This is a genomic window from Ensifer sp. CCNWLY38, assembly GCF_037120565.1.
Classification (GTDB): Bacteria; Pseudomonadota; Alphaproteobacteria; order Rhizobiales; family Rhizobiaceae; genus Ensifer; species Ensifer adhaerens_H.
On sequence record NZ_JBBBBO010000006.1, the window covers coordinates 67,860 to 87,312 of the forward strand.

At 62.5% G+C, this 19,453-nt stretch carries 21 protein-coding genes; 11 read left to right on the forward strand and 10 right to left on the reverse strand.

Features of this window, described 5'->3' with window-relative positions:
- The first annotated feature begins 64 nt into the window (after window positions 1-64).
- The 5 genes from V7S54_RS14460 (at window position 65) to V7S54_RS14480 (ending at window position 3,884) form a co-directional block, all read left to right on the forward strand.
- Entirely contained in the window at window positions 65-583 is a 519-nt protein-coding gene (locus V7S54_RS14460) for an SRPBCC family protein (protein ID WP_336408587.1), read from the forward strand.
- Window positions 549-896: an ArsR/SmtB family transcription factor gene (locus tag V7S54_RS14465; RefSeq protein ID WP_244495734.1), complete on the forward strand. Its 348-nt coding sequence runs from the start codon at window positions 549-551 to the stop codon at window positions 894-896. The genes V7S54_RS14460 and V7S54_RS14465 overlap by 35 nt, the downstream gene beginning before the upstream one ends.
- A 357-nt stretch (window positions 897-1,253) precedes the next feature.
- Entirely contained in the window at window positions 1,254-2,780 is a 1,527-nt protein-coding gene (locus tag V7S54_RS14470; RefSeq protein WP_336408586.1) for a sensor histidine kinase, read from the forward strand.
- 11 nt (window positions 2,781-2,791) lie between these two features.
- Window positions 2,792-3,160: a response regulator gene (locus tag V7S54_RS14475; RefSeq protein ID WP_268753037.1), complete on the forward strand. Its 369-nt coding sequence runs from the start codon at window positions 2,792-2,794 to the stop codon at window positions 3,158-3,160.
- Window positions 3,161-3,299: 139 nt separating this feature from the next.
- Window positions 3,300-3,884, forward strand: coding sequence for a cysteine hydrolase family protein (locus V7S54_RS14480; protein ID WP_336408585.1), 585 nt, complete (start codon window positions 3,300-3,302; stop codon window positions 3,882-3,884).
- 50 nt (window positions 3,885-3,934) lie between these two features.
- Here the strand turns inward: V7S54_RS14480 and V7S54_RS14485 are convergent, their stop codons facing one another.
- Window positions 3,935-5,137: an MFS transporter gene (locus V7S54_RS14485; protein WP_336408584.1), complete on the reverse strand. Its 1,203-nt coding sequence runs from the start codon at window positions 5,135-5,137 to the stop codon at window positions 3,935-3,937.
- Between the two features lie 142 nt (window positions 5,138-5,279).
- Between V7S54_RS14485 and V7S54_RS14490 the strand changes: the two genes are divergently transcribed.
- Window positions 5,280-5,843 carry a TetR/AcrR family transcriptional regulator gene (locus tag V7S54_RS14490; protein WP_336408583.1) on the forward strand — a complete coding sequence of 188 codons (564 nt, stop codon included), beginning with the start codon at window positions 5,280-5,282 and terminating at the stop codon, window positions 5,841-5,843.
- Between the two features lie 80 nt (window positions 5,844-5,923).
- On the opposite strand, the gene V7S54_RS14495 is transcribed toward V7S54_RS14490, so the two are convergent.
- The 7 genes from V7S54_RS14495 to V7S54_RS14525 form a co-directional block, all read right to left on the reverse strand.
- Window positions 5,924-6,739 (reverse strand): carbohydrate ABC transporter permease, encoded by an 816-nt coding sequence (locus tag V7S54_RS14495; protein WP_065373940.1) that lies wholly within the window; start codon window positions 6,737-6,739, stop codon window positions 5,924-5,926.
- Window positions 6,736-7,677 (reverse strand): carbohydrate ABC transporter permease, encoded by a 942-nt coding sequence (locus V7S54_RS14500; RefSeq protein WP_336408582.1) that lies wholly within the window; start codon window positions 7,675-7,677, stop codon window positions 6,736-6,738. The genes V7S54_RS14495 and V7S54_RS14500 overlap by 4 nt, the downstream gene beginning before the upstream one ends.
- Entirely contained in the window at window positions 7,674-8,705 is a 1,032-nt protein-coding gene (locus tag V7S54_RS14505) for an aldo/keto reductase (RefSeq protein ID WP_336408581.1), read from the reverse strand. The genes V7S54_RS14500 and V7S54_RS14505 overlap by 4 nt, the downstream gene beginning before the upstream one ends.
- A gap of 68 nt (window positions 8,706-8,773) precedes the next feature.
- Window positions 8,774-10,114 carry an ABC transporter substrate-binding protein gene (locus V7S54_RS14510; RefSeq protein ID WP_336408580.1) on the reverse strand — a complete coding sequence of 447 codons (1,341 nt, stop codon included), beginning with the start codon at window positions 10,112-10,114 and terminating at the stop codon, window positions 8,774-8,776.
- Between the two features lie 460 nt (window positions 10,115-10,574).
- Window positions 10,575-10,952: a hypothetical protein gene (locus V7S54_RS14515; RefSeq protein ID WP_057255252.1), complete on the reverse strand. Its 378-nt coding sequence runs from the start codon at window positions 10,950-10,952 to the stop codon at window positions 10,575-10,577.
- A 10-nt stretch (window positions 10,953-10,962) separates the two neighbouring features.
- A complete protein-coding gene (gene yghU / locus V7S54_RS14520) occupies window positions 10,963-11,877 on the reverse strand; it encodes a glutathione-dependent disulfide-bond oxidoreductase (RefSeq protein ID WP_336408579.1) in 915 nt (304 codons plus the stop codon).
- A gap of 241 nt (window positions 11,878-12,118) precedes the next feature.
- The gene (locus V7S54_RS14525) at window positions 12,119-12,592 is read right to left on the reverse strand and encodes a VOC family protein (protein WP_065373936.1); all 474 of its coding nucleotides are present in this window, start codon (window positions 12,590-12,592) and stop codon (window positions 12,119-12,121) included.
- A gap of 293 nt (window positions 12,593-12,885) precedes the next feature.
- Between V7S54_RS14525 and V7S54_RS14530 the strand changes: the two genes are divergently transcribed.
- Complete coding sequence (locus V7S54_RS14530) at window positions 12,886-13,623, forward strand: glutathione S-transferase family protein (protein ID WP_336408578.1); 738 nt, start codon at window positions 12,886-12,888, stop codon at window positions 13,621-13,623.
- A gap of 51 nt (window positions 13,624-13,674) precedes the next feature.
- On the opposite strand, the gene V7S54_RS14535 is transcribed toward V7S54_RS14530, so the two are convergent.
- Window positions 13,675-14,646, reverse strand: a complete 972-nt coding sequence (locus V7S54_RS14535) for an alpha/beta fold hydrolase (RefSeq protein ID WP_336408577.1) — start codon at window positions 14,644-14,646, stop codon at window positions 13,675-13,677.
- 197 nt (window positions 14,647-14,843) lie between these two features.
- Between V7S54_RS14535 and V7S54_RS14540 the strand changes: the two genes are divergently transcribed.
- From V7S54_RS14540 to V7S54_RS14555, 4 genes are all read left to right on the forward strand, one after another.
- Window positions 14,844-15,314 (forward strand): Rrf2 family transcriptional regulator, encoded by a 471-nt coding sequence (locus tag V7S54_RS14540; RefSeq protein WP_336408576.1) that lies wholly within the window; start codon window positions 14,844-14,846, stop codon window positions 15,312-15,314.
- Window positions 15,295-15,711 carry a GNAT family N-acetyltransferase gene (locus V7S54_RS14545; RefSeq protein ID WP_336408575.1) on the forward strand — a complete coding sequence of 139 codons (417 nt, stop codon included), beginning with the start codon at window positions 15,295-15,297 and terminating at the stop codon, window positions 15,709-15,711. The genes V7S54_RS14540 and V7S54_RS14545 overlap by 20 nt, the downstream gene beginning before the upstream one ends.
- A 112-nt stretch (window positions 15,712-15,823) precedes the next feature.
- A complete protein-coding gene (locus V7S54_RS14550) occupies window positions 15,824-16,708 on the forward strand; it encodes a helix-turn-helix domain-containing protein (protein WP_065373932.1) in 885 nt (294 codons plus the stop codon).
- A gap of 160 nt (window positions 16,709-16,868) precedes the next feature.
- Window positions 16,869-19,097, forward strand: a complete 2,229-nt coding sequence (locus tag V7S54_RS14555) for a TonB-dependent siderophore receptor (protein WP_442892559.1) — start codon at window positions 16,869-16,871, stop codon at window positions 19,095-19,097.
- 109 nt (window positions 19,098-19,206) lie between these two features.
- Here the strand turns inward: V7S54_RS14555 and V7S54_RS14560 are convergent, their stop codons facing one another.
- Entirely contained in the window at window positions 19,207-19,449 is a 243-nt protein-coding gene (locus V7S54_RS14560; protein WP_336408574.1) for a hypothetical protein, read from the reverse strand.
- Window positions 19,450-19,453 lie beyond the last annotated feature (4 nt).

Genomic DNA, 19,453 nt, shown 5'->3' on the forward strand with positions numbered 1-19,453 from the left:
TTTGGTTGCGCATCTGTCCGATCCCTATACTTGCAACCAAGTCGTTGCACGAAAGGAAAGCATCATGAGCTCATTCGATCGTATCGAGAAGGCAATCTTGCTGCGCGCGCCCATTGAGCGCGTCTGGCGGGCGATAACCGATGTCTCGGAATTCGGGCAGTGGTTCGGCGTAAAGCTGAACGAGCCGTTTGCTCCGGGGCGGGCGATAACCGGCTCATTCAAGGGAGAGTTCAACGCGCAGGATATCGCCAAGTACCAGGCTTCGATCGGTCTGGAGCCGGCACCGATCCGCCAACCCGAGCCGAATGCCGTTTTTTGCACCGTCGAGGAAATGGATGCGCCGCGGCTTTTCAGCTTTCGCTGGATACCCTATGGCCTCGATGCCGAATGCGATCCCGCGCGGGAACCGACGACACTCGTGGAATTCCGGCTGGAAGCCGTTGCCGGGGACACACGGCTGACCGTCACGGAATCCGGTTTCGAAGGCGTGCCGGCGCATCGGCGCAAGCGCGCATTTCTCATGAATGATGGTGGCTGGAGCGCCCAGATTGAAAACATCAAGCGCCATGTCGAACACGCCTGAACGGGAACTGGCGGGCGTCTTCGCCGCACTCGGTGATACGACCCGTCTTGCGCTGATCACGCGGCTTTTGGCGGCCGGTGCCCTGACGGCAACCGCGCTGTCCGAGGGGCAGGCAATCACCCGGCAGGCGATCGTGAAGCACCTGCAGGTGTTGGTAGCGGCAAGGCTGGTGGTGCATGAGCGTCACGGCAAGGAGGTCCTCTACGCGGTCGATCCGCGCCGTCTCGAAGAGGCGCGCGCGTTCCTGACGGCGATCGCAGAGGGCTGGGACAAGGCGCTTGGCCGGCTCAAGTCGCTTGTCGAGGCGCCGTGACGCGAGACACCCAACCGCGCTGGGCCGCTCGGCTGCGGTTCGATGGTTGCCGACGGCCTTAGCCTTGGATACTTTTTCGCGGACGGACCGCCTGCCGACACGCGCGGCGAGCGCCTTGCCTCGGTGCGCGAAGGCTATTTCGCGCCGATCAAGGTCGAGAGCCCCCACTCGGGTCGCTCCTCGCACTTGCCCGTGATCGGTCCAATCGGCCGCTCCAGCAGGCTTGAAATCGAAACGCCCCGCTACAGTTGTTTCCTTTTGGTCACCGGGCGTGGGACCAATTTCACAAGCGGATTCGTGATCGCAGCCTTTGGCGGTGGTCCCGGTAGATCGCTGGCCGGGACCCGGAGTGCAGACATGAGGCAGAGTTCGTCCGGCGTCGATAGCTCCTGGATCAAGAAGGCGGATGAACTGGCGGCTCTGTTTCAGTTCACGGATGCGCTCTATCGTGCCAATTCGCTCGCCGACATTTTCGATGCCACGTTCGATGCGATCGAGCGAGCGTTGCGCTGCAGCCGCGCCTCCATCCTGCTTTTCGACCCTGCGGGGGTGATGCGTTTCGTCGCGTCACGCGGGCTCTCGGAAAGCTATCGCCGGGCCGTCGACGGTCACTCGCCGTGGAGGCCCGGTGACCGCGAAGCCACCCCGATTTTCGTCAGCGACATAGAACTTGCCGAAGAGCCCCAGGCGCTCAAGGACACCATAAGGGGCGAGGGGATCCGCGCGCTCGCCTTTATTCCCTTGACCGCCAACGGCGTGGTCATTGGAAAGTTCATGACCTATCGCGAAGTCGTGCACGTCTTCACGGAGGAGGAGGCCGTCCTTTCGCTGACAATCGCTCGGCAACTGGGCTTCAGCATCGAGCGCAGACGGACCGAGGAGGCGCACCAGCGTGCCGAGGAGGGACTTCGCCGCAGCAACGAGCGGCTGCGGATCATCCTCGACAGCGCCAGCGAGTATGCGATCATTACGCTAGACGGTGCCGGACGGATCGCAAGCTGGAACAGTGGGGCCGAACGGCTGCTTGGCTATCGCGACACCGAGATCCTCGGTCAGCCGGGCGGCATTTTCTTCAGTCCGCACGACCGCGCGTCGGATGTCCCCGAACAGGAAATGCGAACCGCGCGCGAGGAGGGCCGCGCGACCAACGAACGCTGGCACTATCGCAAGGATGGATCCCGTTTCTGGGGCTCCGGCGTCATGCTTCCCGTCGAGGAGAGCGGACAGGACCGCTATCTCAAGATCTTCCGGGATCGAACCAAGGAGCGCAGGGCGGATAAGCGCCAGAAGCTGCTGATCGGTGAGCTCAACCATCGTGTGAAGAACACGCTGGCGACCGTGCAGTCCCTTGCCGAACAGACATTGAAAAGTGCCGATGAGCCGGAAGCCTTTGCCGAAGCGTTCAACGGCCGACTGCTTGCTCTTGCCGGGGCACACGACCTGCTGACCCGCGAGGCATGGCAGGCGGTGTACCTGAACGACATCGCCCAGGCGGTTCTCGCAGCCTGGATCGAAGACGGGCGCGTGGCTCTCCACGGGCCTGCGATCCGCATCAGCCCGAAACAGGCCCTGCCGCTTTCGATGGCGTTCAACGAATTGCTGACCAATGCGATCAAATACGGTTCTCTATCGAGCCCCGGTGGCCGTGTTGCGCTGTCATGGCAATGTAGAGACGTGTGCACGGTCCGGTGGGAAGAGCGCGGAGGACCGCTGGCATCGCCGCCTCAGCGGCAGGGTTTTGGGCTGCGCGTTCTCAACCGCGGCCTCGCCAACGAACTGGGACACCCCGTCGATCTCCGGTTCGAGCCGGAAGGTGTCACCTGCACGATCGGGATGGACTTCGTCGACGGTGAGCGCGCCGGCATGGACCAGAAGGAGGAATGACCATGTCTGGGATGTTGGCGGGACGCCGGATACTTGTCGTTGAAGACGAGATGCTGGTGGCCATGTCGATCGAGGACACCTTGGTCGATGCCGGCGGCGAAGTGATTGGTCCTGCGCCAACCGTCGGGCGGGCATTGGGGTTGCTGCAGGAGGAGACGAAAATCGATGCCGTCGTGCTGGACATGAATCTCCAGGGGCACAGCGGGCTCCCGGTCGCCGACGCATGCGATGAAAGATCGATCCCCTTTCTCATATTGAGCGGCTATGGCGACACGGCCCTGAACGGCACGCACCATGCGGCCCCGATCCTTTCCAAGCCCTTCGCGAGTGCGGTGCTGGTGGAGACGCTCAAGACGCTTTTCGGAGGCAACCGCGCGTGACGGGCCCGGGTCGTACCCGGTTGGTGACACCTGCATCGATTGCGTACAGCCGGGATAAGGAACCGCATTTCATCTCGCGGAGTTTGTTCGTTGGACCCAAATGCATCGGGTGGTCCAATGTGTCGGGTGGATTGTGATCATGAACGCGGAACGCTGGATTCATATTTGCGTCGACATGCAGCGAATGTTCAACGAGGAGACGCCGTGGCAGGTGGATTGGATGGCGACGATCTCCGACCAGGTGGTGGCAGTCGCGAGCCGCTTTCCTGATCGCACCATTTTCACCCGGTTCGTCCCGCCACATTCGCCGGCAGAAATGCCGGGCAGGTGGCGATCCTACTATGAAAAATGGCCGATGATGACCGCGACACGGCTCGATCCGGGACTGGTTGATCTCCTTCCTCCCTTGCAGCGCCTGGTGCCGCCCGCCCGTGTTCTCGACAAACGCACCTATTCCCCCTGGCTAAGCGGCAAGCTGGAAAGCCTGCTCGCTCATCAGGACGTCGGAACGATCGTGGTGACTGGCGGCGAGACGGATGTCTGCGTGCTGGCGACCGCGCTCGGAGCGATCGATCTTGGCTACAGGGTGATCTTGTTGAAGGACGCCGTCTGCAGCTCGGTCGATCTGACGCACAACGCCGCGCTCGACCTTCTCGGCAATCGCTTTTCGGCTCAGCTGGAGATCGCGACGACCGATGAGTGGCTTGCGCAGGCGCGGACCTAGAGCGCCGTGCGTTCAAGTGAACGCACAAAGGATGCTCTAGACGCCGCATTTCAAGCCATGCTTGGTTCCCTCTCCGGCGATGCCCGGCTGGCCATCAGACCCATGAGACCGACGCCGATGATCGCTGCCGCATAGATATCGGTCGTGAGCTGGTAGCCCACCGCCTTCGCCAGAAAGCCGGCCAGAATCGCCGGCAGACTGAACGCCAGATAGCTCTGGATGTAGATGGTGGACAGCAGCCCGGCCCGCTCCTCGGCTTTTGCCAGCGGCATGACCGAGCCGAGCGTGGCGAGGAAGCTCGTACCGAAACCCATGCCGGTGAGAAGCGTGCCGACGATCAGGACGGGCACATAGGCGAGATGGGTTCCGGCGACCACGGTCAACATGCCGAAGGTCGTGCTCAAGACGCCGAAGGTCAGGTTCGCCTGAGGGCTGCGGGCACGGCGAAGGAAGACGCCGAACGCGCCGGCGGCCATCAGCGCCGCGACCACGGCGCCCCCAGTGAGCGGGTTCTTGCTTCCCGTGGTGGCGGCGACAAGCGAGGGCATGAGCGAGAGGTAAAAACCCCCAAGCGCCCAGTTCGCGATGTTTACGGGGGTGACGAGCGCCAGCGGCCGTTTGGCGCGCTGCGGAATGGCAATCCGCGGCATGAGCGAGGACAGTGCTCCGGGGCGACGCGATCCGGTCTCAGGGATCAGCCAGATCGCCGCCGCCTGGACTATGAAGCCGACGAACAGCAGCACATAGATGAGATGCAGCGGAAAGGGGCCATATTGGATCAGCGCGCTGGTGCCGAGCGCCCCGACGGCCAGGCCGATCAACGGTGAGAGTGAGTTGACCAGCTGTCCTCGGGCGTGGTCGACATCGACGAGCGCCGCGCCGATCGAAGCGCCGGCAACGCCGGTCGCAAGGCCCTGCACGATGCGTGCTGCGATCAGCCAGCCGGTTCCGTCGGCAAGGACGAACAGGGCCATTGCCGCCATCTCGACGAGCAGCGCTGCGAAAATCACCGGCTTGCGCCCGAGATGATCCGAGATCGAACCGGCGACCAGCAATGCCACGAGAAGTGCGAAGGCATAGACCGCGAAAATAACGGTCATCTCCACCGGGCTGGCGGCGAAGTTCTCCTGGTAGAAGCGGTAAAGCGGGGTTGGGGCCGAGGAGGCGCCGAAGAATGTCGCGAGCGTGACGGCGTAGAAGGCAATGGGACTTGCCGGGCGAGCGCTCTCTCTGGATTCGGAGGATGAAGACATCTATATAACCCTTAAAGCTAAATCGTAGCGTTTGGCAGATTTAGGTACGCTTCGCGCTAAAAGCAAATTATTTGCTTTTATGTTGCTGTGAGAATTTCTGAAGCATCGGCCGCGCGGCCGAAGAAAGACGGGGTTGGAGCGAATGGCGACAAGGGAAGGTCCGCGGCCGGGCGGACGAAGCGCCCGGGTTCAGGCATCGGTTCACAAGGCCGTGCAGACCTTGCTGGCAACGCTCGAGCGCACCGAGGTCACAGTTCCGCTGATCGCGGCGGAAGCGGGCGTCACGCCTTCGACCATCTATCGCCGTTGGGGCGACCTGCAGGAACTGCTCGCCGACGTCGCGGTCGAGCGGTTGCGTCCCGACATGGTGCCGGTCGACACCGGAAGTTTTGGCAGTGACCTGATGGCCTGGGCCGAGCAATATGCCGAGGAAATGTCCTCGGGGCCGGGTCGTGAAATGATCCGTGACGTGCTTGCGGCCCAGGATGGCAGCGGTGCCTACCAGTGCTGCAACTTCACCAGGCAGCAAATCGAAGTGATCGCCGAACGCGCCGAGGAGCGTGGTGAAATCTTTCCGGATGTCGAGACCGTCATGGACGGCGTCGTCGCGCCGATCATGTATCGGATCCTCTTTGGCGGTGCGCCGGACGCGGCCCATGTCGAGCGTCTGGTGACGGCGTCGCTGGCGGCGAAACCGGCGCTGTGAGGGCGCCCGATCGAGCGCTCACCCATCGAACCCGTTAGGCCGTCTTGCGGCAAGCGACCGTCAATCGAGGCCGTCTGCCGCTACTTCACTGCGCCATGGGCCAGTCCGCTGACCAGATAGCGCTGCATGAACAGCGCGATCAGGTAGACCGGGGCGATGCCCGCGAGCGAGGCTGCGGCCATCTGGCCGAAATTCACCAGCCTGTCGCCCTGGAAAAGAGAAATGCCGACCGGCAGCGTTCGCGTGGCATCCGAGAAGGTGAAGGCCGAGGCGAAGAGGAACTCGTTGTAGGACAACACCGTGACGATGATGAAGGTCGCCACGATGCCGGGCGCAATGATCGGCATCACGATCTGCAGCAGAATGCGTAGCGGCCCCGCCCCGTCGATGGCGGCCGCCTGCTCGATCTCGAGCGGCATCCGGCGCAGGAACGGTGTCAGCAGCCAGAAGGCGACGGGCACGTTGGCAAGCCCGTAGATCAGAACCAGGCCAGCGCGCGTGTCGAGCAGGCCGCTCGTCTTCAAGAGGAAGAACAGCGGGATGAGTGCCACGATCGGTGGCGCCATGTAGCTTGAGAGCGTCACGTCCGAAAGCCATTTGCCGCCGATCTTCAACCGCAGGACCGCGTAGGCCGAAGGCAGCGTGAGCGCGATGGTGAGCAGCCCCGCCAGCAGCGACACGGTTACGGAATTCACGATGAAGCCGATGACGTTGGCCGCCTCGAAGGCCGCCGGCCAGTTGGCAAGGGTCGGCGCCGTCGGCCAGAAGGAGCCGTTCAACACGTCGTCCTTCGTCTTCAGGGAAACGGCGATGAGATAAAGGATGGGCAAAGCGAAGAAGCCGACGATCGGCGCCGTTGCCAGACCCAGCCAGAGATGGCGTCCGGCGAGGCTCATAGTTCGCGCCTTTCGAAACGCTGGTGCAGGCGCACGACCGGCAGCGTCGCCAGACCGATGACCAGCGCATAGACGATCGTCTCGGCGGCCGCCCGACCGACATCGAACTGCTCGATCGCCCGCCTGTAGATCGAAAATCCGGCCGATGTCGTTGCAAAACCCGGACCGCCGAAGGTGAGGATGTAGACGAGGTCGAAGAGCTTGAACGAGAGGATCAGCTTCAGGAGATAGATCGACGAGAGCGGTGCGGCGACGAGCGGTAGCGTGATGTGCCAGAAGCGCTGCCAGCCATTCGCCCCATCGACGAGTGCGGCCTCGCGCACACCCTCGGGGATCGTCGAAAGCGCCGCGAAGCACAGGATGACGATGAAGGGCGTCCATTGCCAGAGATCGGCGACGGCGATCGCCAGCCAGGCCAATAGGGGATGGCCGAGGAAAGAGATCGGCTGGGAGATCACGCCGTAGTTGATCAATGTGCCGTTCAAAAGCCCGCCCGCCGGCGCGAAGATCAGCTTCCAGGCGATGCCGACCATGACGGGCGGCGTCATCAACGGCAGCAACACAAGGCTCATCAGGAAGCGGCCGCCTTTCAGCAGCGACGTGAAGAGCAGCGCGATCAGGAAACCGAGTGCAAGCTGCAGCAGCGACGTCGAAAGCGCATAGGCGACACTTCTGCCGATTGCCGAAAGGAAGATCGGATCCTGAAGCGCCGTTGCGAAATGCTTGACACCGACGAAGCCGCGAAACGGTTTTCCGAGCGTGCTCTTGCTGAAGGCGAGCCCCAGCAGGAAAACCGTCGGGTAGAGCGTCGTGACGGCCAGAGCGAACACGACGGGAGCAATCCACAATACACGGCCGAGACGCGCTGCAAGGACGCCTCGTCGCGCGGAATGGCGCTCGGTGTCCGACCCAAGAGCATCGAGGGTGAAGGCGGTCATGCGGCCTCTGCCAGAGCCGGCCTCGTCGGCCCACTGCCAGCCCGCGTGGCGACCAGCATGTCCTCGATGTCATCGAGGTCACCGGGCGTGAGCGCGACGGTTGCCGCTTCGATCCAGCCGTCGATATGCGTTGGCTGACGTGCCCCAATGATCGCCCCGGTCACACCGGGCCAGGAGAGCGCCCAGGCGGCAGCGATCGCGGCAATGGTCGTCTCGTGCCGCGCCGCGATGGGCCTCAGTCCCTCGGCGAAAGCAAGATTGCGGTGGAGCGCCTCGCCGGAAAACTCCTCGTCGCGCGACCGCCAGTCGTTCGTCGGAAGCGCCCGGGCGCGGGCCGGCGTGAAAGCGCCAGTAAGCAGGCCCGACTGCAGCGGACTATAGGCGATGACGCCGCTGCCATGCGCACGCACCCAGGGCAGGTCGTTCTCGGCGAACGTGCGTTTGATCGCGGAAAAAGGTGGCTGCACCACGTCGACGGGAGCGACCGTGGCAGCGCGCTCCAGCAATTGCCGGTCGTGGTTCGAAAGCCCGATGGCCCGGACCTTGCCCTCTTTCTTGAGGTCGGCAAAGGTTGCCCAATAGTCTTCGACCAGTGTGCCGTCGTTGGTCGGCCAATGCATCTGGTAAAGGTCGATGACCTCGACGCCGAGCCGCTTCAGCGAAGCCTCCACCTCGCGGCGCAGCGATTTGGCATTGCCGATGCGGGCCGGAAGGGCGTTGCGATTGTCCGGATCCCATACCAGCCCGGCCTTGGTGAAGATCAGCGGGCGCTCGGATTTCGGGATTGTCGAGAGCGCTTCACGAACGATCTCCTCGGAATGACCGAGACCGTAGACCGGGGCCGTATCGATCCAGTTGATGCCGCGCTGCACCGCATGACGGATAGCTGCAATAGACTGGCTGTCGTCCTGGCTTCCCCAGCCCCATCCCCAATCGGGGCCGCCGATCGCCCAGGCGCCGAAGCCGACGGGTGTGATGTCGAAGCCGGTGCGGCCGAGCCTGCGCTTCGGCAAGGATTTTTCGCTCATGATCTTTCGCCTTTTTAAGAAAAATGGCGGGGCGGCGCCGGGAGGAAGCGAGCACGCCCCGCAAGCAATCAGCCGTTGGTCTCGATGATTTCGGTCCAGGCCTGGTGGGCATCGGCGATCGCCTGTTCTGCGCTCTTGGTGCCGGCGAGCGCCAGCGCCAGCTCGTCGGTCAGCGCGTTTTCGAGTTTCGGCGCATAGACGGCCGTCGGCCAGGCGAGGCTGTTTTCCAAGGCGCCGTCGTCGAGCAGCGGCTGTACGAGCGGCTGGAACGCCCTGAACTTCTCCGACTTCAGGCCGGACTGGCGGTCCGGATCGATGCCCGAGCCGGTCAGCGCCAGCAGCTGCTCGTGATAATCCCTGCTGGTGGCAAGCTTGATCAGGTCCCATGCGATATCCTTGTTCTTGGATCCGCTGGTGATCGCAAAGCCGAAGCCGGCGTTGAAGGCGAGGCGCGGCGTCTTGTTGCTGCCGCCGGTCGGAATGCGGGCCACGCCCCATTTGTCGACGATCTTCGAGCCCTTGGGATCCTGGGCATAGCCGCCAAGGTCGGTCCAGAAATCGATCTGCGCCGCCTTGCCGTTGAGAAAGGCGGGCAGCCCCTCTTCGAAGCGCGTTTCGAGTGGGGTCGGCAGTGCATGGGGTACAGAGGCGAGCAGCGACTTCAAGGCCTCGACGGCCTCGGTGCTGTCGAGCGCGGAAGTGCCGTCCGGTTTCAGGAAGTCGCCGCCGAAGCCGGTCAGGCGGTTGGCATAGGTCGAGAGGATGATGACCGGGATCTTGGCGCCCAGGACGGCCGCGCCATAGGTGCCGTTCTTCGCCTCGGCCTCGGTGATCACCTTGGCGTTCTCGTTGTATTCGTCCCAGGTGGAGGGTGCCTTCAGGCCGTAGCGGTCGAAGAGTTCGCGGTTGTAGAACAGCAGGTGGCTGTCGCCATCATAGGGCAGGCCATAGCGGCGGCCGTCATGGAGCGTGTACTGGTCGTAAATGGTCTGGATGAAATCTTCCGGTTGGATCTCGGCCTTGTCACGCTCGATGAGATCGGTCACGTCCTCGATCACGCCGTCCTCGGCAAGCTGACCCTTGTAGGTGTAGAAATAGTCGATGACGTCGAACTGGTTGGCGCCCGATTGCACGTCGAGCGTCGCCTTGACGCTGACCTGGTCGTAAGGCACCGCCGTGACGTTGACCTTGGCGCCGGTCAGCCTCTCGAAGTCCTCGGCAATCTTCTTGCCGGTGACGACATGCGGCTGGATGATCAGCAGATTGATCGTGCGCCCGGCGTACTTGTTGCCGGATGCAAGGGCCGTCGACGAGGCAAGTGGGGCGATGAAGGGCAGGGTGCCCGCGGCGGCAAGCGATTTCAGCACGCTGCGGCGGCGATAGGCCTGGCCGAAAATGGAACTGGACATGGGATCCTCCGTCGAGATCTGAGTTCTGGCGGTCGGAGATGGCGTGCGCCAATCCGCTGGCCGGTGGTCTGCGCCGTGCGACCTTGCTTCAGCATCATGGGGGAGAACCGGAATGTGATATACATATAATACATGTATTTTATGGATTATATGGGAACGATTTTCCTGCGGTGAGCCGCCGGTCGGGGTAGGAATTTCTCAGCCGACCCGATCGCCGCACCAATGCTGTTGGAGAGCCGACAGACGCTCCCGTCGGCGCGTTGGGCGATGCGGGAACGGAGCGCGCCAAACCGTGGAGGCGGCGGAGGAAGCCGATTGGGCCTACCGCATGTGTCCTTTAATCGTAGCCGATTAAAGGACAAAAACATGCAGCAATTCAAAGTGCTACAGCGACCTTTGCGCGTCTGATAAGACGCGCAGCGCTGTGGGCGATCAGACGCTCAGGGCCCAATCGCATCGGTCATACCTCGAATACGTCCTCGAACGATTCCGGGAAGCTCTGACGGGCGACCTTCTCGTTGATGATGAGCAACGCTTCATAGGACACGGGATCGAAATCCTTGTCGACCGGCAGCACCTCGCGTCCGAACAGGAGGTTCAGCCGGGCGGCATCGAGATTGCCGCGCTCGAAAGGTTCCGCACCGAAATGATGCCAGAGGGCGTGGAGGAAGGCCGCATCGATGCGGTGCGCCCCAGATCCCGGCCGCGCATGGCGAGGCAGCGCCTTGATCGGCGTTGCCCCCTTGGGATTGGCCCGACGGATGACGAACTGGATGCCCGTGCCCGGCATGGCGTAGGGAAAACCCCGATGTTTCGTCATATCAGCCAGCTTGGCCATTCTGTTCTCCTTACGCGGTCTGCTTCTCGACGATCTTGTCCTCAGTCTTCGTGTCGAAGTCGGAGGCGTCGTGACGCTCATGCAATTGCTCGGCCGGATCGCCGCTCAGCCGGTTGACCATGCGGCCGCGCTTGACCGCCGGGCGAGCGGCAATTTCGGCCGTCCAGCGCTGGACGTGCTCGTAGCTCTGGACCTCGAGGAAGGTGCCGGCGTCGCCATAGACCTGACCAAGGGCCAGGTTGCCATACCAGGGCCAGGTCGCCATGTCGGCGATGGTGTATTCGGAGCCGGCCAGGAACCGGTGGTCGGCAAGATGACGGTCGAGCACGTCGAGCTGGCGCTTCACTTCCATGGCGTAGCGATCGATGGCGTATTTGATCTGCATCGGCGCATAGGCATAGAAATGACCGAAGCCGCCGCCGAGGAAGGGTGCCGAGCCCATCTGCCAGAACAGCCAGTTCAAGGTTTCCGTGCGGGCGCGAAGCTCGCTCGGCAGGAAGGCGCCGAATTTTTCGGCGAGATAGGTGAGGATGGAGGCCGACTCGAAGACGCGGACCGGCTCGCCGCCGCCCTTCGGCTGATGGTCCGTCAGCGCCGGGATCTTGGAGTTGGGGTTGACGTCGACGAAGCCGGAACCGAACTGGTCGCCATTGCCGATACGGATCGGCCAGGCGTCATATTCGGCGCCCGAATGGCCCGCCGCCAGAAGCTCTTCGAGCATGATCGTGACTTTCACGCCATTCGGAGTCGCGAGCGAATAGAGCTGCAGCGGGTGCTTGCCGACCGGCAGGTCCTTGTCGTGCGTCGGTCCGGCGATCGGGCGGTTGATGCTGGCAAACGCGCCGCCGTTGCCTTTGTCCCAGGTCCAGACCTTGGGAACTTGGTAGCCGGCAGGGAAATTGTCAGCGGGGGATTTTTCGGTCATGAAATCTGTCCTTGTCGTCTAAAGGCATATCCAACGGGCAAGCAACATCACAAACATCCGATGTCGGCCAGCTGCTTCGCGCAGTTCTATACCGTCCTTTCGGTGCCTGCCAGAAAAACGGTTTCGCTTCATCGCCATGCGCTAGCAAGCAAGTTTCGGAGACGTGCGACTTTTTCGGCATGCGCATGTCCGCTTTGGCCAGCAAGAACGCCAGCGGCAGATCGCCCGCCGCGACGGAGCGTCAACCGCGCCTTGCCGCTTCGATCGCGGCCACGTCGATTTTCCGCATGTCCATCATGGCTTCGAACGCGCGCTTCGCCTCGCCGCCGCCGGCCGCCAACGCTTCCGTCAGGACCCGGGGCGTGATCTGCCAGGAAATCCCCCATTTGTCCTTGCACCAGCCGCACGCGCTCTCCTCGCCGCCATTGTTGACGATGGCGTTCCAGTAGCGGTCAGTCTCTTCCTGATCGTCGGTGGCGATCTGGAACGAGAAGGCCTCGTTGTGCTTGAACATCGGCCCCCCGTTGAGGCCGAGACAGGCGACGCCGGCAACGGTGAACTCGACCGTCAACACGTCGCCCTCCTTGCCGGACGGGTAGTCGCCGGGCGCCCGGTGCACCGCGGTCAGACGGCTGTCCGGGAAGACCTCTGCGTAGAACCGCGCAGCGGCTTCTGCGTCCTTGTCATACCAGAGGCAGATCGTGTTCTTTGCCATAGCCTTGTTCCTTTCGCGTTGAAGGCTTGCGGCCCTCTCCATGGGGTCTCATACGAAATAGGTAGCAGCCCGGTTTTCTCCAGCCCGAAAGTGCTAGTGCGCTTTGCTGAGCGCAGATGATGACGACGCCACCGCTTGCGGCTTCTACGCGTCGGTTCGACAGCGTACGATCTGATTTCCGTTCGTCGCAAGATCTATCGTCTACATATGTGAACGATAAGTCTATTTTCGGCAGTCTACAGAGGTAGCGTCCATGCGGATATATCCGTGGCATCAACCATGGAGAAACCGACATGCACACTACCTCCGAACCGATCTTCACCGCGGGCTTTCCGCTCGGTAGTTCCGCCGGACTGGTCACCGCGTTCGAATGGCTCGGCCAACCCTACCGCCTCACCCGCGTCGACATGCTCGGTGAAATGCGCACCGAGGCCTATCAGCGGCTGAACGGTCGGGTCGAAACGCCCGTGTTGGTCACCGACGAAGGGCGCGTCCTCACGGAAACGATGGCGATCGCGCTTTGGCTTGAGGGGCGCGACCACGAGCGCCGCATCAGCTTCGCACCCGGATCGTACGAAGCCGACCGGATGCATCAGCTCATCGCTTTCCTCAACACCGGCTTCACCGGCGCATTCTTCCCGCTCTGGGTGGCGCTGGAGGCGGAAGAGGCTACGGAGGACTATCGCCAAACGCTCCGCGTCTTCGGCCGGGAGTTTGTCGCCAAGCGCCATGCGCAGCTCGAGGCGATGATGGACGACAGCAACTATCTGCTGGGTGACCGGCCGACGCTGGCCGATGCGGTATTCGCTGGCGTCGCGCGCTGGGTGGATTTTCACGAGGCGATCGAGCCTGAGGACTATGAGCGGAACTACCCGCGCATCCATGCGCTGCGTAAACGCATCGAGGCTGATGCTGCATTCCGCTTCGCATTGGCGATCGAAGACGGCGAGCCTGCCGCCGGCAATGGTTCGATGAAAGGTCTCGTTCGGCTTGAGGACGTATTGCGTTTGACGGGCGCGCTTGCGGACTGAGTCGCCGGAGTGTCGCGCGCCGATGGTCGCGGCGCGCAACCTGCCACGCTGTCAGAGGCGCCGCGCGAAATCGATGATCGCGTCGCTCACGAGGTCCGGACGCTCCTGCGGGAGCCAATGGCCGCTGCCGGGCACGACGACCTTGCCCAGGAGTTGGGGGACGAGCGCGGGCATCGCATCGATGATATCCAGCATCCCCGGTATGCTGAGCCCGGTGTCCCGCTCGCCGATCATGAACAGGGCCGGTACATCGACCTTCACGCCGGCGAGCGACGCTTGCAGTTGCCAGTTGCGATCCAGGTTGCGGTAGTAGTTCAGGCCACCGCGAAAACCGGAGTGGGCGAAAGCCTGCGCATAGGCGTCGAGGTCGGCAGCAGTCAGCCAGTCCGGAATTTGTTGCGGATCGGGAAGGGCTGCGAGCAGTCCGTCGCGCCGCGAGACCATCCCGAATGGATTTGGCGTTTGGTCTCCGGCTTGCCGCGGGCCGGCGTTTCCCGAAGCGGCAAAGAGGATCTTCTGAAGCGTCTGTCGTATGTCCCGCTCCAGTTCCGCCTCAGCAACACCAGGCTCCTGGAAGTAGAGTGTGTAAAGCTGCGCCTCGGCGGTCTGCGGGAAGATGCGGGTTGGCGGTATGGGCGGCTGGGCCATCATCGGCACGCTGATCGCGACCACGCCGCGGAAGCGGTCCGGCCGCATCTGCGCCGCTTGCCACGCGACCGTCGCGCCCCAGTCGTTGCCGACGATGAGGGCGGTCTCTGCGCCGAGCGCGTCCAAGAGCGCGACCATATCCCCGACGAGATGAAACAGGGTGTATTCGTCGATCGCCGAGGGGCATTCCGTATACCCATATCCGCGCATGTCCGGCGCTACCGCGCGAAATCCGGCCTTGGCCAGCGCCGCGATCTGATGACGCCAGGCGTGGGCCGTTTCCGGAAAGCCGTGACAGAAGAGGACGAGTGGCCCCTCTCCCTGTTCGACGACATTCATCCGGATCGTTCTCGTTTTGATGGTGCGAGCAGGCATTTTCGGTCCTTCCGCTCTTTATATCGTGCCACAGATGGAGCTCGGCGCGGCGCTGGACGGCCACGCAGCCGACAACAGCGCGGCCAACATCGTTCGTCTTCGCATTCCTGGGTTCTTGATTCTGTAATTATCTAAGTTACAGAATTGGGTGAGGTCAAGTATGCGTAACAATAATAGTTACGCTTTAGGGGTTGCATATGAAACGAGACAGCCGGCTGGCGCGGATGATCCATGTGCTCATCCATATGGGGCTCCTGGGTGGAAGGGAGACGTCGGAAACCATCGCCAAGATGCTGAACACCAATCCGGTGGTCGTGCGCCGCACGATGGCAGCTTTGAAGCGCAAGGGGGTGGTGGATTCCGAGGGAGGGCGAGGTGGCGGATGGCTGCTGCTGCGGTCGCTGGACGACCTGACGGTCCTGGACATCCAGAAAGCGCTCGACGAAGGCGAGGTTTTGTCCGCCGGCGTTTCGGACGATCATCCCACCTGTCCGGTGGAGCGGGCAGCGAATGCCGCCCTGGTGCAAGCCTTCGACAAGGCGGAGAGCACTCTGCTGGGCGAGTTCGCAACGCTCAGGCTATCGATCATCGCGGAGCATGCCCTGTCGGCCGATAGGCACGTGATCCCGCCCCAAGATGGAAGAGATGATGACGGAAAACGGCGCTGAGAACCTGTGCTTCGTATGGCGCGGCGACTTCACGAATGCCGAGTTGAATGCCCTGCATGCCGAGTGCTTCGAGCACGCGCTTGCCGCTGACGATTGGTGGAAACAGGTGAATATCTTCAGCCTCGGCTGGGTTTGCCTGCGTCTCTCGAGCAAGCTTGCCGGTTTCGTCAATGTCGCCTGGGATGGCGGTGTGCACGCTTTTCTGCTCGACACCATGGTCTCCGCGCCGTGGCGGCGAAAGGGTTACGCGCGACGGCTCGTCGAAGAGGCGGTGGCAAATGCAAGGCTGTCGGGTTGCGCGTGGCTGCATGTCGACTTTGAGCCGCATCTTCGTGACTTTTACCTTGAGGCCTGCAGCTTCGTTCCCACCGATGCCGGCCTGATCCGTCTTCGCTAGGAATCGCTAATGCGAGCCCTGATCGGGCTTCCGTTGCGAATTAAAGATGAGTAAAGAAGGAAGGAATTAGGTTGAGGCTCAGCCTCTGATTTCCCCGAGCATTGGGCAATTGATGACGTTCCAGCCACGGATGCAGAACAAGATCTCCGGCTTCAAGGTCCTGGGCGGTTTGCGCCGCCGGGAATGGAACGGGATCATCGCCGACGTCTGGGACGTCGAATGCGAGGCGCGGGCGGGCGGTCACTATGTGTCGGATGATCCGCGCATGTTCATCGTGCTCGATGCGCAGGGTGGGAGCCGCTGCAACGTCAAGCTTTCGCCCGGTGGCCCCGGGACGGTGCAGAACTATCGCGAACAAGGGCTTTCCTACATCCCGGCGGGCATGGAAATCTGGGCCGATGTCGTTGACGTGCAGTATATCCGCCATCTCGATCTGCACTTCAATCTCGATGTCCTCAGCCGACGGCTGATGGAGGATCTCGACGCCAGCCGTTGCGACGCACCCAGGCTGATGTTTCATGATGAGCGTTTCCTGCAGCTCGCGCGGCTCATCGCTGCGGAGTGCCTCAACCCGCAGCCGTTGCATGATCTCTATGGGGACGGCCTTACGGTCGCGCTGTTCATCGACCTGATGAAGCTCAACCGCGCCGATCCGCGCAAGCGCAGTCCGCTTGCTGCCTGGCAGATGCGCCGCGTGGCCGACTACATCGAAGAGAACTTCGGCCGCAACATCCGGCTCGAGGAGCTGGCGGCGCTTGCCGGGTTGTCGCAGTCGCATTTCAGCCATGCCTTCAAGGCCTCCACCGGCATGGCGCCGCATCAGTGGCAGACGAATGCGCGCGTCGAACGGGCCAAGCAACTCCTGCTCGGGAACGACGCGTCGCTGACGGCGATTGCCGTCGAGACCGGGTTTTCCGATCAGGCGCATTTCACCCGGGTCTTCCGCAAGGTCGTCGGCACAACGCCGGCGCAATGGCGACGAAGCCGATTGGCCTGAGCAAATCGCCTCGGGGTGCGGGCGATTGTTCGCTGTGAATAGCCCAGGATCGTTCAATTGTCGCCGATCGCTCCAAGCGTCGGCATAATAGTTGATATAAATACTCATCTTATCTGAGGTTTACTTTTAAAACGCTGCATATCGCCCGGGGATTGGCGCGATGGCGGCTCGGGGCGATGAAGAGATGATGGTGAGTGGCAGGGCGGCAGATTTCGCCGAATGGCTGGCAGGTGGGATAGCGGGCATTGCAATTCTGGCAGCGGGTGCCGCGATCGCGCAGGACGCGCCGGCGACCCGGCTGGAAAAGATCGAGGTCCAGGCTGGAGCGACCGCAGACGAGGCAACCGGTCCGGTCGAGGGCTATGTCGCCAAGGCGACGACCACCGGCTCGAAGTCTGCCACCCCGATCAACGAAATCCCTCAGTCGGTATCGGTCATCGGCCGCGACGAGCTGGACGATCGCGGCGTCGTCAACAAGATCGACGAGGCGCTTCGCTATACGCCCGGCGTGATGGCCGAGCCCTTCGGCGTCGATCCGGATACCGACTGGTTCTACATCCGCGGATTCGATGCCACGCAGACCGGCGTCTTCCTCGATGGCCTCAATCTCTTCTCCTATGGGTTCGGCGGTTTCCAGATCGATCCCTTCATGCTGGAGCGCGTCGAGGTGCTGAAGGGGCCGGCGTCGGTGCTCTATGGCGGCGCCAATCCCGGCGGCATCGTCAGCCTCATCAGCAAGCGACCGCTGGAGGAGACCTCCACCTATGTGGAGACCGGCATCAACAACAATGGCAATGCCTTCCTTGGCATCGATGTGAACCGTCCATTGGACGATGCCATCAACTACCGCGTCACCGGCAAGGTCTCCGGCGGCAACAACTACACCGACCACTCGGAAGACCTGCGCGGCTTCATCCTGCCGCAGATCACCTACGAGCCCGACGATGCGACCAGCCTGACGGTCTACGGCCTGCTACAGGGCCTTGATCAGGTCCATACCGGTGGCGGCTTCCTGCCCTATGTCGGTACGGTCGTCGATGCACCGTTCGGCAAGATCGATCGCAAGGCCTTCTTCGGCGAACCGGCAATCGATACCGGCACCTATGTACAGCAGATGCTCGGCTACGAGTTCAAGCACGAGTTCGATAGCGGCTGGCAGTTCAGCCAGAACCTGCGCTACGGCCACCTCTACAAGCATGAGAACGGCCCGTACACCTACGGCTATTACGATCCGAGCCTGCCGTTCCCGGTTTCGCCGACGCCCGCCACTCCGGACAATCTGCTCTATCGCCTGGGCTTCGAGGCGACCTCCAAGGTCGATACGTTCAGTGTCGACAATCGTCTCGAGGGCGAATTCGAGACCGGCGCGCTCGATCATACGCTGCTGGTCGGGCTGGACTACAAGCTCTTCCGCCTGGACCACGTGCAGGCATCGTCGGCGGGAACACCGATCAGCGCCACGGATCCGGTCTACGGCGCACCGCAACCGGCCAACGCCATCTATATCAACCAGGTGATCACCCAGCAGCAGCTTGGCGTCTACGCGCAGGACCAGATCCGCTTCGGCGACGGTTGGCTCGTCACGCTCAATGGCCGATACGACTATGTCGACACCAGGACCGACAACGGCCCCACCTTCTGGGTTCCGACGCAGAATTCGAGCTTCGATTACAGCGAAGGCGCCGTCAGCGGCCGCGCCGGACTTGCCTATGAATTCGACAATGGGCTCACCCCCTATGTCAGCGTCGCGACCTTCTTCAATCCGATCGTGGCGGTAACGGCGACCGGCAACACCAAGCCCGAGGAGGGCGAACAATTCGAAGCCGGGGTCAAGTACGAGCCGGCCTTCTTCGATGGCGTGCTGACGGCGTCGATCTACCAGCTGACCAAACGCAATGCTCTCGTCACCGACCTGTTGACGAGCATTTCCACCCAGACGGGAGAGGTGCGCTCCCGTGGCATCGAGTTCGAGGGCAAGGTCAATCTCAACGAAAGCTGGAAGCTGATCGCGGGCCTCGATTTCATGGATATCGAGGTGACCGAGGACGCGAACCGGGCGCTGGTGGGCAAATCGCCCTATCTCGTCCCCGATGCGCAGGCCTCGCTATGGATCGATTACACCGTGCAACAGGGTGCGCTCGAGGGCATGAGCCTCGGTGCCGGTGTTCGCTACCGCGGCGAAAGCTGGGCGGACAAGGAGAACACGGCGAACGTGCCCTCCTCGACCGTGTTCGATGCCGGGCTGCGCTATGAAAAGGATGGCTGGGGTGCCGCTCTCAACGTCACCAACCTTTTCGACAAGGAATATGTGAGCGGTTGCAGCGGCGTGCTCGTCTGCGGATATGGCGACGCCCGGACCGTCACGCTCAAGCTCAGCAAGACATGGTAGTTTGAACCCATGGGCGGGGCCGGAGCGTACCAGCCCTGCGCCACTTTGGGGACGGGCTGAACGTCGTTTCTGCACTTCCACCACTGTCCAGGGACTCCGCCCGGCTGCCTCAAGAGGCGCCATTGCCCTCCAGCCGAACCAGCCGCTCCGCACCGATCCGGTAGCGGCGCAAGACCGTGGCCGGATCCTCCGCATCGAGCCGCCAGCAGATGCGGTAGACCTCGAGCGTTTCGGCATCCATTAAACCGCGCTGGTAAAAGAACATCGCGGCCGCGTATCGGGCGCGGCCGGACCATTCCTGGCCGGCCGGCAGCCTGATCATCTCCCAGTGCCGTTTCGTCTCATCGTCCATGCTC

Coding starts and splice junctions, on each gene's coding strand:
- V7S54_RS14500 (WP_336408582.1), bottom strand. CDS start 7,677: ATGACCGCCTTCACCCTCGATGCTCTTGGGTCGGACACCGAGCGCCAT.
- V7S54_RS14545 (WP_336408575.1), top strand. CDS start 15,295: ATGACGGAAAACGGCGCTGAGAACCTGTGCTTCGTATGGCGCGGCGAC.
- V7S54_RS14510 (WP_336408580.1), bottom strand. CDS start 10,114: ATGTCCAGTTCCATTTTCGGCCAGGCCTATCGCCGCCGCAGCGTGCTG.
- V7S54_RS14530 (WP_336408578.1), top strand. CDS start 12,886: ATGCACACTACCTCCGAACCGATCTTCACCGCGGGCTTTCCGCTCGGT.
- V7S54_RS14485 (WP_336408584.1), bottom strand. CDS start 5,137: ATGTCTTCATCCTCCGAATCCAGAGAGAGCGCTCGCCCGGCAAGTCCC.
- V7S54_RS14495 (WP_065373940.1), bottom strand. CDS start 6,739: ATGAGCCTCGCCGGACGCCATCTCTGGCTGGGTCTGGCAACGGCGCCG.
- V7S54_RS14515 (WP_057255252.1), bottom strand. CDS start 10,952: ATGGCCAAGCTGGCTGATATGACGAAACATCGGGGTTTTCCCTACGCC.
- V7S54_RS14470 (WP_336408586.1), top strand. CDS start 1,254: ATGAGGCAGAGTTCGTCCGGCGTCGATAGCTCCTGGATCAAGAAGGCG.
- V7S54_RS14480 (WP_336408585.1), top strand. CDS start 3,300: ATGAACGCGGAACGCTGGATTCATATTTGCGTCGACATGCAGCGAATG.
- V7S54_RS14490 (WP_336408583.1), top strand. CDS start 5,280: ATGGCGACAAGGGAAGGTCCGCGGCCGGGCGGACGAAGCGCCCGGGTT.
- V7S54_RS14540 (WP_336408576.1), top strand. CDS start 14,844: ATGAAACGAGACAGCCGGCTGGCGCGGATGATCCATGTGCTCATCCAT.
- V7S54_RS14535 (WP_336408577.1), bottom strand. CDS start 14,646: ATGCCTGCTCGCACCATCAAAACGAGAACGATCCGGATGAATGTCGTC.
- V7S54_RS14505 (WP_336408581.1), bottom strand. CDS start 8,705: ATGAGCGAAAAATCCTTGCCGAAGCGCAGGCTCGGCCGCACCGGCTTC.
- V7S54_RS14525 (WP_065373936.1), bottom strand. CDS start 12,592: ATGGCAAAGAACACGATCTGCCTCTGGTATGACAAGGACGCAGAAGCC.
- V7S54_RS14475 (WP_268753037.1), top strand. CDS start 2,792: ATGTTGGCGGGACGCCGGATACTTGTCGTTGAAGACGAGATGCTGGTG.
- V7S54_RS14555 (WP_442892559.1), top strand. CDS start 16,869: ATGGCGGCTCGGGGCGATGAAGAGATGATGGTGAGTGGCAGGGCGGCA.
- V7S54_RS14460 (WP_336408587.1), top strand. CDS start 65: ATGAGCTCATTCGATCGTATCGAGAAGGCAATCTTGCTGCGCGCGCCC.
- yghU (WP_336408579.1), bottom strand. CDS start 11,877: ATGACCGAAAAATCCCCCGCTGACAATTTCCCTGCCGGCTACCAAGTT.
- V7S54_RS14550 (WP_065373932.1), top strand. CDS start 15,824: ATGACGTTCCAGCCACGGATGCAGAACAAGATCTCCGGCTTCAAGGTC.
- V7S54_RS14560 (WP_336408574.1), bottom strand. CDS start 19,449: ATGGACGATGAGACGAAACGGCACTGGGAGATGATCAGGCTGCCGGCC.